Source organism: Tychonema sp. LEGE 07196, from assembly GCF_963890365.1.
GTDB lineage: Bacteria > Cyanobacteriota > Cyanobacteriia > Cyanobacteriales > Microcoleaceae > Microcoleus.
In genome coordinates this window covers 39,942-53,959 of the sequence record NZ_CAWPRX010000104.1, presented here as the reverse complement: position 1 = coordinate 53,959, position 14,018 = coordinate 39,942, and the positions used below count along the sequence as shown (strand labels likewise).

Sequence of the window (14,018 nt, the reverse complement as noted above, 5' to 3'; positions counted from 1 at the left end):
TTTGTACCAGTCGCACTTAAAACCAATCTAAATTATGAGCGTTATCTTTCACATCACCCGCAGCCAACAGTGGGAACAAGCCAAAAAAGTGCAATTCTATCGCGGAGATACGCTAGATACTGAAGGATTTATCCACTGTTCAACTTTGCCGCAAGTTGTGAAATCTGCTAATAAATTTTTTGTGGGACAAACAGGATTGTTGCTGCTGTGGATTGATTCGGAGAAAGTTGAATCTGAAGTTAAGTATGAATTTGCCGCTGGTGAAGATTACCCGCACATTTACGGGCCGCTTAATGTTGATGCTGTGTTGCAAGTTTTTGAGTTGGAAGCGGGTGCAGATGGTAAGTTTCAATTGCCTGCGGAATTAACAGCTAGCCCTAAATAAACTTATTGCATTGTTTTTTGATTGATAATTAAACCGCAGATGCAACGCAGATGCAACGCAGATAAATGTAGGCGCATTTACTGATTGTCGCTGGGGCTGGTTGATAGATATTTGGGATGTGATATCAAATCCTCTCTTCCTCGTCCTGTATTCATATCTCTATTCTCTCTCTCTGTGTCCTCTGTGTTCTAGCACCGGTTAAATCACCTGACGATGCAACGGTCAACGATATGAATTACAGATGGTTGGTGAACTGGCTTCTAGCAAGATTGTTGTTGCGATATTTCCCAAAGATTAATCAACTTCAATCAAGTCGGCGGCCAGTTTCAGCGCCTCTTCGCGAGTCGCAATTCTCCCTTCTACCCGCGCTAATTGAATCTCCATTAATAATTGACCGATGAGCGGACTTCTGGGAATCTTCAAAGATTCCATTAATTCATTGCCGCTAACTAATTGGGTGGGATGAGCGATAATGTCATCGGCATTGAGGTAGCGATTAATTAGCAGGGAAATATCATCAACTGCGACTCCCGCGGCTAGGGCTAAAACTGCTAAGACTGGAAATACTATTCCTACATCCCGAAACAAAAAATATTGTTTTCGCAGGGACATTTCTGCAATGGGTTTTGCTTGCAGTTTGGGCAAGTATTTCAAAAGCCCGATCGCACTTTTAATCTCTGCATTGCTGTACTTCAACCGCAGCAACTCTGTTTCAGCGATTGTCGGGTCGGAATTTGCTAAAATAGCTAACTTCCCAACTGCCAACAACGGCGTTTTAATTGTATCTCGAATCGATCGCCCAAATTCTCTCCCCAAGTCTGGATAAATTGCCGCCAAATCAGCAGCACAGGAATCGATTTTTGTCAAGATATCGAAACGGTCGATCGCACTTGCAAACCAAATCGAAAACAAACCATCTTCGCAACCGCGACAAATCCAAGGAATACCGTTATGATTGCTCAACAAATAACCTAATTCCGTCCGCACCCGTTCCACCGCCACCCGACTCAACAACGGCGCTAATTCTCGAATCGCAGATTGAGTTTCCGGTTCGATCGCAAAACCCAACTGCGCCGCTTGACGGTAAGCTCTTAATAACCTCAGCGGATCGTCTTCCAAATTCGATCGCGAAATCATCCGCAGCAAACCCAACCGCAAATCAGTTTGACCGTCCAAAGGATCGATGATTTCTCCGGTAAAAGGATTGCAGGCGATCGCATTTATCCGAAAATCCCGGCGCAACAAATCCCCCTCCAGACTCCCCCCCAAAGCCTCCGCAAAATCCGCCGTACCGCCCGCAAACACCACCCGCGCAATCTGTCGTTCCGCATCCAACAAGACAAATCCGCCTTTCGTGCGATCGGCAATGTTTCGAGCAGTCTTCACCGCCCGTGTTAGCATAACGAAATCCAAATCAAAATAGTGCGATCGGCGTCCCAGCAGCGCATCCCGCACCGCACCGCCCACCAGATAAACAGGCGGTGTCAGCAGTTCCAAATCGAACGGCCAAGTCTCAGGAGATAGCGCAGTTGGCAAATTAATCGGCATCGCAACAAAAATCTACTTTCCTTACAAACCATTAAACTCTTGCTAAGCTAGATTAACAGAAAGCTCAGAATTCACCAATTTTTTTGAAATGCACAGAGGATATCAAGAATGTGTATTTGTATTAACTGCCACTATGTAGACCGCTGCTTCACCTACCACGCCGTAGAAGAACAGCACGAACAGATTCACCTCACCGAAACACCCGATTTTGACCCCGTAGAACCCACCATCAACGTCAACATCCGCCCCCGCCAAGACGAAATAGAAATGGAATGGGATGTAGTCGGCTGTGAAAGTTTTACGCAAGAGACCGGCAAATGGGCCTCATTGCGGCCGGGCGAACTCGTACCGACTTAAGAAAGAGGGGGAGAGGGGGAGAGGATTTTTGGTCGGTGATGTCGATCTACAATAATTTGGATGTAGAACAACTTAAAGCATCGAAACTTCCCCCACTACCTCCAAGCGCTTAAAATCGCTGAGAGTCAGGTAAGTGTCCGAAAGAGTTTCGGCCTGAGTCGGAGTAATCCACCCCAACTGTTTGAGCAAGTGAATTGCCACAGCAAATTTAGCGCGCTTGCCACCATCGGCGATTTTAATGGCCAAGCCCATACCTTCACCAACGCGGCCAATGCACTGCACCCCTTCTGCGCCGGACTTGCTGACCAATTCTCCTTGAGTCAAGCGCATCAGTTCCGTGTCAAATCTTCCCTCACCGGCAACCATCATCGGGTGGTGAGTCATAGCGCGGACAATCCGCTCCATATCCACATTGTCGCCGGAGGCTAACTTAGCGTACAAAGATGCCATTTGTCCCAACTGCAACAAATAGGTAGGAGCTCCGCAGTCGTCGCGAGCGCTGATAAACTCTTCGGCAGGCATGGCCAGCAAGTCAGCTACCTTGCCCAAAATAAGTTGCTGGACGGGATGTTTGCGGCTCAAATAAGTATTCAGCGGCCAGTGCATTTGCTGACAGACAGCCAGCATTCCGGCGTGTTTACCGGAACAGTTGTATTGCAGGGGGCTTTTTTTGCCTTCAGGAATGGGGCATTGAAGTTTAGATGGGTCTATGTCGCAGCGCCACAGGACGTTAAATACCTGTCGCGATTGCTCGATCGTACCTTGATGAGAACTGCAAATAATCGCTAAATCTCGATCGGTCAATTCGTAGCGTTCCAAAGTCCCGCTCGCCGTCACAGCCAAAGCTTGAAACGGTTTGAGAGAAGAACGGACAAATGTCGCCGTTTCCGAGTTACCCGCAACGGACAGAACGCGCCCGCGTTTGTCACAGACAGCGGCTTGGGCGCGATGCCTAGATTCCACAATACCTTCGCGCAGCAGTGTGACTTCCAGTTCGGGAGCTTGGGTTCGTTTTCCCCTTGTCATATCAATTTTAGATTTTAGATTTTAGATTTTAGATTGGGTGGAGGAAGTTGTAAGGGGGCGGCGACAAAAGCACACCGCCCCGACAACTCAAAACTTCCTTGTCACGATTCCCGATTACAAACAATTCCAAATTAGTCCCCCGGCAACCAGCAATACAGTCAAACCATAAAATGTCTGCCGCAAACGCCTGAGAATTGGTTCTAGTTCGTAGTTGACTATCAACTGGTCTTGAGCTAAAATCTCCGGTGTTTTAGGCCAAGATTGACAATCGTACCAGCCTGACTCTTCGTAGACGACGGTGGGATTTACAAGGCGCGATCGCACGTAGAACCAACCCAAGTAAAGTCGCAGCAAAGCCAATCCTAGAATAAAACTGGCACCGGCTGCCGCGCACAGGGCAAACTGAACTGGATACTTGAAGGGAGCAAAGCTAGAAGCAGCTATCGGCCCGGATACCAAGCAACTCCAACCCCAAACCCAAGCTAGTTTTGCCAAATACTCAGGCCAATCGAGAGTTACCCAGCTAAAAAACCCAGATTCTGTAAGTTCTTGGTATTCATTAACCGGGCGCTGTTCTTGCGGAACAGGACAAATAGAAACAGAAGCGTTTTTCACATTAGCATTCCTCTGCGGTGGAAAAATCAATCCGTTCGGCGTGTCCCCAAAACGCTTCTAAATTGTAAAACTCGCGCTCTTGGGGTTTCAAGATGTGGATAATCGCGTCGCCGTAGTCCATGACTACCCAACTTGCGTCTGATAGCCCTTGTGTACGCAGCGGCAACCGTCCCCATTCTTCTTCTACTTGGTCGGCGATGGCTTGGGAGATGGCTCGTACTTGGACGTTGGAAAATCCGGTGACGATCGCAAAGTAGTCTGCCAGATAGCATACTTCTGACACTTTGAGCAATACAATATCAACGGCTTTGCGGTCATCGGCAGCTTGGGCAGCCGTCACTATCAGGCCGCGCGTTTCGTCTGAGGTGGCGCTGTCTGTTTCTGTAGACTGAGTTCTGGAATATTCGAGTTGGGTTAGATCTGACATTAAGTGTTTAAGTTCCTAATTGAGACAGTAAAGGAAAATCGGTTGTTGGCGGTTTGAGATTGGAAATAGGAGTTAGGTGGAAGTCAGAAGTAAGTAAAGGATTGCTGGTAAATTTTACTTTTAACTGGTGATTTGTTCGATCGACTTCCCTGTCGAATTTCCTGTTTCCGGCGATTGGCGAGCCATTTGCAACGCCCAATTGCGCGTAAGTACGGTGCGCGGGTGAATGTAGCAGCGAGTTTCTAGCAAATATTTCAGAGAATAATCGCTAGTTTGCCACACGCCTGCATAAAGATTTTGCCAGCTTGCCTCGCGCAGTGCTGTTAGTTGGGCGGTGTTGCCGCGGCTCGGCTCTATAGAGTCTGCTACAAATACGGCACAACTGAGCTGGCTCATGCTTGGTCTGCCGAGGGTGTGATTGGCGATTGCGTCCAAAATTTCTCGATCGACCACCCCGAATTCGTCTCTAGCGACGATCGCGCCCGCGTCTGCGTGCAGCAAATGCGGGTGTGCTTCCAACACTGAGTCTAACTCTAAACCTTCCTTCTGAGCCATTTGCAGCAGCAGTTGGGGTTTGAAGTATTTTGCTGCGTCGTGCAACAAACCGGCCGATCGAGCTTTTGCTTCGTCGAGGCCGTAATGTCTGGCCAAGTCACCTGCTGTCTGTTCGACGCCGAGGATGTGTGTGATGCGGGCAGCAGGAACGCGCTGCGAGAGCCAAGCTAGGACGTTTTCGCGCGTAGGTGCAAGTGTCAAATATTAACTCCCAAATTGTAGGATCTACTATTTTAGCGTTTTGTTTTAATGGACTGCGGCGTCGGGTAGCAGCGGTGTTGGGATATCTGGGATGATTGGGGTGAAGTGGGCGAAGGGGGCGATCGGCTTTACCTGAACAATCCAAATATCTGTTAAAGTAAGTGGCTGTAACGACAAATTGTAGTTACAATATCTAGTGACAATCAAGGTATGGAATTTGAGTGGGATAAGACGAAACGTCTTACCAACCTTAGCAAACATTGAATTGACTTTATCGACGTTCCATTAGTTTTTGATGGAGAAATCGTAACAGTTGAGGATGAACGATTCAGTTATGGAGAGCAAAGGTTTGTGACTTTTGGTTTGTTGCAAGGGCGAGTAGTCGCTATCGTCCATACAGAACGAGAGGAATGTACCCGCATTATTTCTGCTAGAAAAGCAACTAAATATGAACAACGAATTTACTTCGAGCAAATCTCAAACTGACTGGCAACGCCTAGATGCCATGACTGATGAAGATATTGATTTCTCTGATTGCCCTGAAATTACGCCTGAAATGTTTGCTAAAGCCGTAGTTGGGCGAGGCTTGCCCAACCCTAAGACTAAAGCTCAAGTTACCTTACGCATTGACAGTGATGTTTTGGAGTGGTTTAAATCTCAAGGTCGTGGTTATCAAACCCAGATCAATACCTTACTGCGAGAATACATGAAAGCCCATCAATAATGGATTTGCTATTTTTTGTTATTATTTCATTTGTTTTACTTTTATTTAGTGCCATCAAAGGTTATTTTGTACTTTATCCGTTGCTAGCTTCTATGGCAATTTTTATTGCCATTTTGTTGAGAAGGGGATTTCAGATAAACAACTTAATCAAAATGGCTGTGGCTGGCAGTCAAAAGTCTTTTTCAGTAATCGGTATTTTACTGTTAATCGGGGCAGTCATGGCCGTATGGATGGCTGCGGGGACGGTTCCGGTTCTCGTATATTGGGGAATTAAATTAATTAGCCCTCAATATTTTATTTTTTGGGCGTTTATCTTAACTAGCACGGTTTCTGTGCTGCTGGGAACTTCCTTTGGTACTGCGAGCACGATCGGCATTGCTTTAACGATCGCAGCCAAGGGCAGCGGTGTAAATCCCAATACGATCGCGGGGGCAATAATTGCCGGAGCTTATTTTGGCGATCGGTGTTCTCCCATGTCTTCTAGCGCTAATTTGATTGCCGCCATTACCCGCACAAACATTTATACGAACCTCAAAAATATGGCGGTAACAGCTTTTTATCCGCTGATAGTTTCCAGCATCTTGTATTTAATCTTATCCTTAGCAAATCCCGTAGAAGTTGCTGGCAATAACCTGGCTTTTGAACTTAGCAAAGCCTTCAATCTCAACTCGATCGCTTTGCTGCCAGCCTTGACAATTTTAATTCTTTGTGTCTTGCGAGTTGAGGTCAAAATTGCTATGGCTGTTAGTCTAATTGCCGGAAGTGCGATCGCCATTTTCGTGCAAGGTTATTCGCCGCTGGACATTCTGCAATTCGCGATCGCCGGATTCAAGTTAGAATCAACTTCGAGTTTAAAAGATATTGTGGCGGGAGGAGGGATTTTGTCGATGGTCAAAGTTTCAATAATTGTAATTGTATCGACAGCATTTGCCGGTCTTTTTGCAGGAACAAAAACGCTAGAATTTATTGAATTGTATCTAAACAAAGCTCGAACGAGAGGCGATTTATTTTGTGGAACGACAATCATAGGAATTTTATCGGCTGCATTTGGCTGTACCCAAACAATCGCCATCCTTCTGACTCATCAGTTAGTTGAGGAAAAATACCGAAAAGAAGGATTAGATAATTATCAACTTGCTGTAGATTTAGAAAACACCGCTGTTGTGATTTCTCCCTTAATTCCTTGGAATATTGCCGGATTAGTGCCTGCAACTATCTTGAGTGTAAATGCAGATTTTATCCCTTATGCCTTTTATTTGTATCTCATTCCGTTGTTTAACTTAATTCAAATTAAATTGGCTAAACCTCGTAAAAATTTGCCTTACTAATAAATGAATAATAGAATGTCAATCGGTTATGTTTTGGCAGTAGTTGCGACTGCTATTTGGGCCGGTAACTTTATCGTTGCTAGAGCTTTGAATCAGGATGTTTTGCCGATCGGTCTAGCTTTCTGGCGATGGACTATTGCTGTGGCTACATTAGCACCATTCACCGTGCGGGCGGCAGTTGCAGATTGGAAATTGATTAAAAAATCTCTCCCTTACTTGACTGTATCGGCCCTGTTAGGTGTGACTACTTTTAACACTTTGATCTACGTTGCCGGTCACACAACCCTGGCGGTGAATATGGCGTTAATTGCCACTTGTTCCCCGGTTTTTATTGTACTTATGTCTCGTATTTTTTACGGAGAACTTATCTCGTTAACGCGCGCTGCCGGCATTGCGATCGCCGTCAGCGGTGTTGTATTGTTAATCGCGGGAGGCTCGTTAGAAAGGCTGCTGAGTATTTCCTTTGCGATCGGCGATTTGTATATGCTATTGGCATCTATCATCTTTGCTGGCTACACTATGCTGGTGAAGCGCAAGCCACCAAACCTGCGGATGACAACTTTCACTTTATGCACTTTTAGCTTGGGGCTGTTGTTTTTATCGCCCTTCTATGCACTGGAATGTTGGATTTATCACCCTGTGGCGTTCAATCCTTCGATCGCCCTGGCGTTACTTTATGTGGGGGTTCTGTCGTCGGTGATGGCGTTTCTGGCGTGGAATCAGGCGATCGCCCTGATTGGCCCGAACCGCACAGCCTTAATCTATTACCTGATTCCAGTGTTTAGCGGTATTGCTGCGTGGCTGTTTCTCGGTGAAGCGATTTCGTTGGTGCATATTTTTAGTGCATTGGCGATCGTCTGTGGCATTATTATTACTAATCGCACTAAATCAAGCCTTGTCGGAATCAGGAACATACCGAAAAATTGAATTATATTATCTCAGATAATATGACTATCATCAAGTTCGTAGTGAGGACTTCAGTTTTTTCATCAGCCTTTTAGTCGATCGCGACTTTAGTCCTTACTACAAAAGAGCGCTACCTATTACACTAACCCAATTATCTGATTACTTTGGCAGCGGTGCCAATATTTTCTCAGCATGACTCGCCGCCACCGTCGCAAATAAAGCCTCATAATGATTCAAAGCTTCCTCAAATCCGTAATTCTCAACAGCATAATTTCTACCTTGCTCGCCCAACGCCTTCACCCGATCGGGATTTAAGAACAAATCCTCCACAGCATCAGCCAAAGCCTCCGCATCTTCCGGCGCTATTACAACCCCGCCACCGCTTTGCTGGACTGCTTTGTGCGCCGTACCAGTTTCGGGAACCGACGCCAAAATTGCCCTACCGCTGGCGAGAATTACTTGAATTTTTGAAGGCATATTAAAGTTAGTAACGCGCAGCTTTTGTACGACTAAACTCACATCAGCAGCAGCTAACAGTTCCGGCAATTTTTCTCGCGGTTCAAAGGGTAGCAACATTACATTAGTAGCTTTATAAGTTTCGCAATCTTTTTGCAAGCGCGCTAGTGCTGTTGATTCTCCGACAATTACAAAAGCAATTTCAACTATGTGTTTCAAACGGGCTGCTGCTTTGACAACTGTTTGCAATCCCTGAGTCAGGGCAATATTTCCAGCATACAGAACGACAAATTTGCCCTTGAGTTTGTGGGTTTCTCGAAAGGGGTTATTTTCTTTGGGTAAGGGGCGAATGAAATTGACATCAACCCAATTTGGAAGGCAAACTATTTTTTCTGGGGGTACTCCCTGAGAGTGCAATTTTTTGATAAAACCGCTGTCGATGACGCTGACTTGGCTGGCTGTGCTGTAGGCAAATTTTTCTAAGGCGTCAGCAATCTTAATTAGCAGTCCGTTTTTTTTCACCAAGCCGACGCGCACGGCTGCTTCTGAGACTATATCCTGTACGTTGAGGACGATCGGGCAAGCGCGACTCCAGCCGTAGAGGGCAACAGGGACGCAAATCGGTAAAGGGGGCATTGTCGAGAAAATTACATCGGGACGCCAGCCCCTGAAGGCTTGGACGGCGCTGGAGAGGACAAAACTGCCGTCTAGTAAAAGTCTGTCTAGGAGGCTGGGATGGGGGCCGTTGACGCGCAGGTAGCTGCGCTGAATTGTGACGCCTTTGTGTTCTTCGGTGAGGTAAAATTTGCCCTGATATTGGGGATAAATCCGGCGCTGGGGATAGTTGGGCATTCCGGTGATGACTCGCACTTGGTGGCCGCGCTTGACTAAGCCTTGCGCTAGTTCTGTCATCAGGGGGGCAATGCCGATCGGCTCTGGATAGTAGTTATAGGAATAAATTAGAATACGCATAAATTTATTTTGCAGCAAATTGTCCTGCCGCGACGCGAGTCTACACCCGGTGAGTTGCAGAGGATGTGGTTGGGTTCCGGGTAGCACAACAGGGGGCGGTGCTGGAACCTTCCACTTTTTGCAAAAGAAGCCGCTCTGGATCGGGCGAGCCGCAAGCGCTTTCAGGTAAGGTTTTTTCGCATTACCAAGCAGTTGCGGCGATCGTCGGTACGGATATACCGAAGATCGTCTGTGAGCTTGTACATGAACACAAGTCCCCTTTCTCCTTCTCTGTCTAAGGGATCGCGCTGCTCTTGCATGATCGAGTGCAGCTTTGCTTCCAGGTTGAAGGGTTGACCCATGTCCCAAATCCTAATTTCTAAGTAATCGGCAAACACTTTTACCTCAATGTCGATCGGCGTCGCGGAGGGCAAGTTCTGGTGAGCGTGGCGGACAGCGTTTGTAAAGCCTTCGTTGACGATCAGCCTGCACTGCCACCAGAAATCCGCCGGCAGCAGCGGCAAAACTATATTCTCCAACCATTCCAAAATGGATGTTAAAGCCTCCAAGTCTGTTTCAACTTGAAGGTGCGACTCGGCCTTTGGTTGCTCGTTTTTCATTTTTTTTCCCCCTTGTCGGCCCCCACCAGCACTATACTCAGCACCGGAAATAGAGGAAAATGAGGGCTCTGTCTTGGCAACATATTAGTTAAGTCAAGCTTGAGTTGAAGAAGCTCGTTTTGCCTCAAGGTGAGCATTCCTTTCGCACCATTTACTCGCACAGAAAATGAGAGACTTCCGATACTGTAACCCGCCTCAATAGGGCGTTTAAATGGGGAAAATTCCCGATTCAGCTTGCGACGAGTGGTTTGAGTTTCCACCGTGTTAGCAGTCGGTAATTTTGTGACGATCCTACTCTGAATCAAAGATTACAGCGTAGGCATCTGAGTCCTGTTAAGGATATCGAGATCTTCCTTCGAGGTACTCCAAAATGTTTCTCTCGCTCGGCTTTTTATAGTGAGGAACACGTCGGGCCCCACTGTTTTTGCAGTATATCAAAGATTGTTTGTTCAGGCTGTGAAGGTTTTCCCGTCCTACGGCTTGGGCGGGCTACGCCAACGGCATCGGTTAACCTTCCATCCCACACACAAACCCGGCTTTCATCCCACCCACCTATCAAAGATTAGGTCGTGGGGATTCCCGCGCCCGCTAGCTAAACATACGTTAGTTTTTGTCGTCATTGAAAACCCTGGTGGCGTAATTCGAGCCTGACCAGAACTGCCAAATTGCTAATTCGTAGTTCGATCGCCTATTTAGCAACTAGCTGCCCATTTTTTCGGTGTGAATTTTAACACTTAATAGTAACTTAGCGATCGCTACCGAGTCTGCTTAACTAAATATCGAATTCTAGTTCCAGCAGCCCCTCGGCAACAGCACCCGAGAGTTCAGCAATGAGTTGTTGAGGACTCCTACACAGCACCGCTATTTTTGTTAAACAGGACTGTTATAGTTTTAACAATTAGTTTCAAGTCATAGATCAGGCTCCAGTTTTCTTGATATTTTAAATCTAAACGGATGACATCTTCAAAATCGCGGACTTGAGAGCGACCGTTGACTTGCCATTCGCCAGTCATCCCTGGTTTGACATCCAAACGCTGCCACTGAGGGACTTCGTAGCGATCTACTTCGTCTGGAGTAGGCGGTCTGGTGCCGACTAGACTCATTTCGCCTTTGAGCACGTTCCAAAACTGCGGCAGTTCGTCGAGACTGGTTTTGCGTAAGATGCGCCCGACTTTGGTAATCCGGGGGTCGTTGTCATTTTTGAAAAATGCGCCAGAAGCTTGGTTTGTAATTTGGTCTTTCATAGCTTCGGCGTTGGTACACATCGATCGAAATTTCCAAATCTGAAATTTTCTCCCCATCCAGCCGCAGCGGGTTTGTGCAAAAAATATCGGGCCTGGATCGTTGATGGTGATGGCTGCGGCTATGGGTACGAACAAAATTGCTGTAATCACCAAACCGACTATGGCCCCAAGAATGTCTATCAGCCGTTTCACCAACGATTGCACTGAGGGGTGCGTCATCGGTAGGTGGTTGTCCGGGGAGTTGGTTTCTGCCGGAGTTGAGGTGGCAGGGGTCTGCTCGATCGTTAGCACTTGATCTAAACTGGTGAGAGCGAATACTGCCATCACCTGCGGCTTAAGGCTGCGAAGCACCAAGTCGCTGCCGCGCTGTTTGGCAAATTTGAGATTGCTGACTAAAGCACCAATTCCGCTACTGTCAATAAACGTCGTGTGAGTGAAGTCTAGGACAATTTTGCTGGGAACGGTGCTTTCAGAGAAAAGTTGCTGGCAGGTTTTTTTGAAGTTTACGGCTTCAAGTACGCTCAAGCGCACGGGTATGTGAACCGAGGGAATCTCGTCGAAGTACGTAACCCGAAAATCTTCTGCCTCTGGGGTTGTGCTGACCATGAAGTCCTAGTTTCAAATTTCAAACTGATATCTTTAACCTATTCTGTCTTACCCGCTCCACCTTTACCAAATATTGTTTTTACCGGGCTAGCTTTATCGCAACTTTACAAAAATGCCAGAAAAGCTGGTTGCCGATCGTCCCGATATCGAAGGCCGAGGTAAACTCTAGTCTACCAGTCCCTGTTTGGGCGGAAAAATAATTTTGAACGCAGCCGCCGCCCAACTTTCATCTTTGATATCAGATACGTTCCATTGACCGGAATATGTAGTGCGGACGACCGTCCGGCCTCAGCCGGAGGACTTGCATTGGAAACGGGCGATCCGTTTTTGTTCTGGTAATCCACCGGACATGATGTGAATCAAGATTTTGATCGCTTCTGGCCGATTAATTTTGTCTTGAAAAATTCCGATGTCTGTCTTGTAGCGGGATAGCAAGCGCAGTTAACGCTTAACAGTTAACTGGAAAGTCAAGAGTTAACCGTTAACTAAAAAATCCCTGCACCAAACGTCGGGAAATGAGGTTAAGAATTGTAGACGTTTTCTGACTGGGAGGTTTCGCGGGTGATGGGTTTGACTTTGGCTTTGGCCTTGGCTGCGTTGCGTTTGAGGGCCTGGAGACGAGCTTCGTATTTAGCCCGCTGCTGTTTTTTGGAGGTTTGCTCGATTAAGGTTTTTAAGGCGCTACCGAGGCTTTTGTAGGCGTTTGGGAGAGTGTAACCGAAGCGGGTGGCGAGGGCGAGGGCTTTTTCGTCTGCATCTACTGCTTCTTTTAAACTTTTCTCTCCGTTGTTTTTTTGGTAAAGCCTCCAGCCGGAGACGCCGCACAAAGATAGGGCCAACAGCAGTAACAAGCCGTCTTGTACCCAAAGTTCGCCGACTGCGCCGCCTAAACCAATGGCGAGGGCTGCCATTTCCCAACCGTCTCTGGGGATGGTGTCGTTTTGGATTCTGGCGACTTCGTGCCAAAATAAAAGATTGCGCTGATCCATTGCTAGCTGTTCCCAGCGGATCAGGTCTATTTGAATTTCTACCTGGTCTTTGCCTATTTCTTCGCTGCGGATCAGGGTTGGATTAACTTCTATTGTTTTTTCTACTGTTACCCAACTTTGGAGTTCTGGGGGCAGTATATTTTTCAAGCGCCGGATCTCACTCATCTCGGCTCTTGCTGTAGAGGTTGCATAGGATGTCATAGCTCCGGCCTATTGATTTTCCAAAGGTTAATATGTGTCTATTTCTGTGAGTATAGCAAACCTTGAATCAAAATTTTGTCTGGCAGCGGGGGCGATTCACGCTCGGGATAGCTACGTTTAACGACCTTTTGGCAATTTTACTCGATTTTACTCTTTGGCGGGGCGATCGCAACTGCCTGCTACATCCTTAACTTTCGACTCCTTCATCAAAGGTTGAATTTCTTGCCGCAATTTGGACCAAGCCGCCAAAACATCAGGCTGAGAAGTTATCCTTTTTTTTGCTAAAAATAGCACTTCTGCATTGAAGGAGAATCTTTTCAACAGTTGATAGTTGAAAATATCAAATTTTTCTAATTTTTATACTCAGGGTTCGAGGGATTACGCTAAGTCGCCATTCATGAAAAGATGCAGTCTGTCTCTAAATATTTACATCATTTTTTGAACGCATATCCTTTGCCTTAACGCTGGCTGTAAGAAATTAGTTATATGTGATGTGTGGGGAAAGCTTTCAGTTTATTTTAGATGATTTTTTGGGTATTGCCGGTCGAGCCGTCGTTAACAATGATAAAATTCTAACCGTGATTTTTTTGAGAAATTTCTAAAATTTTGTCACAGGTTTGCTCTATGCAGTTTGTTTTGTCGTAAACAGGCTTAATTACTGCGATTTTCGTGATTGTTGTTCGCTCGGGCGATCGCTCAAAGATACTACCACCTAGGGCGGGAAATCACAAGTCAAAAATTACAGGTAAAACTTCGGGTAAGAAATAAGCACGGTCAACTTTGGGCGCTAGTTGCATCAAAAGTGCGATCGGTATAAATTGTATCATGCTAGACTTGCCTTAGCCGATATTTAAGGACGACACGGGCGATCGACAATCT

Annotated in this window: 16 protein-coding genes; 6 read left to right on the top strand and 10 right to left on the bottom strand. The window is 46.5% G+C overall.

Annotation, left to right across the window (positions count from 1 at the left end; genetic code table 11):
• Window positions 1–34 precede the first annotated feature (34 nt).
• Window positions 35–385, top strand: a complete 351-nt coding sequence (locus AACV78_RS13000; protein ID WP_194012061.1) for a DUF952 domain-containing protein — start codon at window positions 35–37, stop codon at window positions 383–385.
• 294 nt (window positions 386–679) lie between these two features.
• On the opposite strand, the gene AACV78_RS12995 is transcribed toward AACV78_RS13000, so the two are convergent.
• Window positions 680–1,933 (bottom strand): tRNA nucleotidyltransferase/poly(A) polymerase-related protein, encoded by a 1,254-nt coding sequence (locus tag AACV78_RS12995; RefSeq protein ID WP_194012060.1) that lies wholly within the window; start codon window positions 1,931–1,933, stop codon window positions 680–682.
• Window positions 1,934–2,041: 108 nt separating this feature from the next.
• Between AACV78_RS12995 and AACV78_RS12990 the strand changes: the two genes are divergently transcribed.
• A complete protein-coding gene (locus AACV78_RS12990; protein WP_194012059.1) occupies window positions 2,042–2,290 on the top strand; it encodes a Ycf34 family protein in 249 nt (82 codons plus the stop codon).
• A 72-nt stretch (window positions 2,291–2,362) separates the two neighbouring features.
• On the opposite strand, the gene AACV78_RS12985 is transcribed toward AACV78_RS12990, so the two are convergent.
• The 4 genes from AACV78_RS12985 to yqeK all read right to left on the bottom strand — a co-directional run bounded on the left by AACV78_RS12985 (window position 2,363) and on the right by yqeK (window position 5,114).
• Window positions 2,363–3,316: an asparaginase gene (locus tag AACV78_RS12985; protein ID WP_194009381.1), complete on the bottom strand. Its 954-nt coding sequence runs from the start codon at window positions 3,314–3,316 to the stop codon at window positions 2,363–2,365.
• A 114-nt stretch (window positions 3,317–3,430) separates the two neighbouring features.
• The gene (locus AACV78_RS12980; protein WP_194009380.1) at window positions 3,431–3,931 is read right to left on the bottom strand and encodes a CGLD27 family protein; all 501 of its coding nucleotides are present in this window, start codon (window positions 3,929–3,931) and stop codon (window positions 3,431–3,433) included.
• Window position 3,932: 1 nt separating this feature from the next.
• On the bottom strand, window positions 3,933–4,358 hold the full coding sequence (rsfS, locus tag AACV78_RS12975; protein ID WP_194009379.1) for a ribosome silencing factor: 426 nt from the start codon (window positions 4,356–4,358) through the stop codon (window positions 3,933–3,935).
• A gap of 120 nt (window positions 4,359–4,478) precedes the next feature.
• Window positions 4,479–5,114, bottom strand: coding sequence for a bis(5'-nucleosyl)-tetraphosphatase (symmetrical) YqeK (yqeK, locus tag AACV78_RS12970; protein WP_194009378.1), 636 nt, complete (start codon window positions 5,112–5,114; stop codon window positions 4,479–4,481).
• 264 nt (window positions 5,115–5,378) lie between these two features.
• Here yqeK and AACV78_RS12965 point away from each other — a divergent pair, with 264 nt between their 5' ends.
• From AACV78_RS12965 to AACV78_RS12950, 4 genes are all read left to right on the top strand, one after another.
• Window positions 5,379–5,600, top strand: a complete 222-nt coding sequence (locus tag AACV78_RS12965) for a BrnT family toxin (RefSeq protein WP_339383615.1) — start codon at window positions 5,379–5,381, stop codon at window positions 5,598–5,600.
• Window positions 5,563–5,838 (top strand): BrnA antitoxin family protein, encoded by a 276-nt coding sequence (locus AACV78_RS12960; RefSeq protein WP_194009377.1) that lies wholly within the window; start codon window positions 5,563–5,565, stop codon window positions 5,836–5,838. The genes AACV78_RS12965 and AACV78_RS12960 overlap by 38 nt, the downstream gene beginning before the upstream one ends.
• 92 nt (window positions 5,839–5,930) lie before the next feature.
• Window positions 5,931–7,166 (top strand): Na+/H+ antiporter NhaC family protein, encoded by a 1,236-nt coding sequence (locus tag AACV78_RS12955; RefSeq protein ID WP_228042219.1) that lies wholly within the window; start codon window positions 5,931–5,933, stop codon window positions 7,164–7,166.
• A gap of 15 nt (window positions 7,167–7,181) precedes the next feature.
• Window positions 7,182–8,093 (top strand): DMT family transporter, encoded by a 912-nt coding sequence (locus tag AACV78_RS12950; protein ID WP_194009375.1) that lies wholly within the window; start codon window positions 7,182–7,184, stop codon window positions 8,091–8,093.
• Between the two features lie 138 nt (window positions 8,094–8,231).
• On the opposite strand, the gene AACV78_RS12945 is transcribed toward AACV78_RS12950, so the two are convergent.
• From AACV78_RS12945 to AACV78_RS12925, 5 genes are all read right to left on the bottom strand, one after another.
• Window positions 8,232–9,500 (bottom strand): WcaI family glycosyltransferase, encoded by a 1,269-nt coding sequence (locus AACV78_RS12945; RefSeq protein ID WP_194009374.1) that lies wholly within the window; start codon window positions 9,498–9,500, stop codon window positions 8,232–8,234.
• Between the two features lie 161 nt (window positions 9,501–9,661).
• A complete protein-coding gene (locus tag AACV78_RS12940) occupies window positions 9,662–10,099 on the bottom strand; it encodes an ATP-binding protein (RefSeq protein WP_194009373.1) in 438 nt (145 codons plus the stop codon).
• An 848-nt stretch (window positions 10,100–10,947) separates the two neighbouring features.
• A complete protein-coding gene (locus AACV78_RS12935; RefSeq protein ID WP_194009372.1) occupies window positions 10,948–11,949 on the bottom strand; it encodes a sugar transferase in 1,002 nt (333 codons plus the stop codon).
• 521 nt (window positions 11,950–12,470) lie between these two features.
• Window positions 12,471–13,139 carry a DUF3318 domain-containing protein gene (locus tag AACV78_RS12930; RefSeq protein ID WP_015178535.1) on the bottom strand — a complete coding sequence of 223 codons (669 nt, stop codon included), beginning with the start codon at window positions 13,137–13,139 and terminating at the stop codon, window positions 12,471–12,473.
• A gap of 147 nt (window positions 13,140–13,286) precedes the next feature.
• Entirely contained in the window at window positions 13,287–13,460 is a 174-nt protein-coding gene (locus AACV78_RS12925; protein WP_228052080.1) for a hypothetical protein, read from the bottom strand.
• Window positions 13,461–14,018 lie beyond the last annotated feature (558 nt).

Bases quoted from the DNA above. Each gene is read 5' to 3' on its own strand.
- AACV78_RS13000 (WP_194012061.1), top strand. From the start codon at position 35: ATGAGCGTTATCTTTCACATCACCCGCAGCCAACAGTGGGAACAAGCC.
- AACV78_RS12995 (WP_194012060.1), bottom strand. From the start codon at position 1,933: ATGCCGATTAATTTGCCAACTGCGCTATCTCCTGAGACTTGGCCGTTC.
- AACV78_RS12990 (WP_194012059.1), top strand. From the start codon at position 2,042: ATGTGTATTTGTATTAACTGCCACTATGTAGACCGCTGCTTCACCTAC.
- AACV78_RS12985 (WP_194009381.1), bottom strand. From the start codon at position 3,316: ATGACAAGGGGAAAACGAACCCAAGCTCCCGAACTGGAAGTCACACTG.
- rsfS (WP_194009379.1), bottom strand. From the start codon at position 4,358: ATGTCAGATCTAACCCAACTCGAATATTCCAGAACTCAGTCTACAGAA.
- AACV78_RS12960 (WP_194009377.1), top strand. From the start codon at position 5,563: ATGAACAACGAATTTACTTCGAGCAAATCTCAAACTGACTGGCAACGC.
- AACV78_RS12955 (WP_228042219.1), top strand. From the start codon at position 5,931: ATGGCAATTTTTATTGCCATTTTGTTGAGAAGGGGATTTCAGATAAAC.
- AACV78_RS12950 (WP_194009375.1), top strand. From the start codon at position 7,182: ATGTCAATCGGTTATGTTTTGGCAGTAGTTGCGACTGCTATTTGGGCC.
- AACV78_RS12945 (WP_194009374.1), bottom strand. From the start codon at position 9,500: ATGCGTATTCTAATTTATTCCTATAACTACTATCCAGAGCCGATCGGC.
- AACV78_RS12940 (WP_194009373.1), bottom strand. From the start codon at position 10,099: ATGAAAAACGAGCAACCAAAGGCCGAGTCGCACCTTCAAGTTGAAACA.
- AACV78_RS12935 (WP_194009372.1), bottom strand. From the start codon at position 11,949: ATGGTCAGCACAACCCCAGAGGCAGAAGATTTTCGGGTTACGTACTTC.
- AACV78_RS12930 (WP_015178535.1), bottom strand. From the start codon at position 13,139: ATGACATCCTATGCAACCTCTACAGCAAGAGCCGAGATGAGTGAGATC.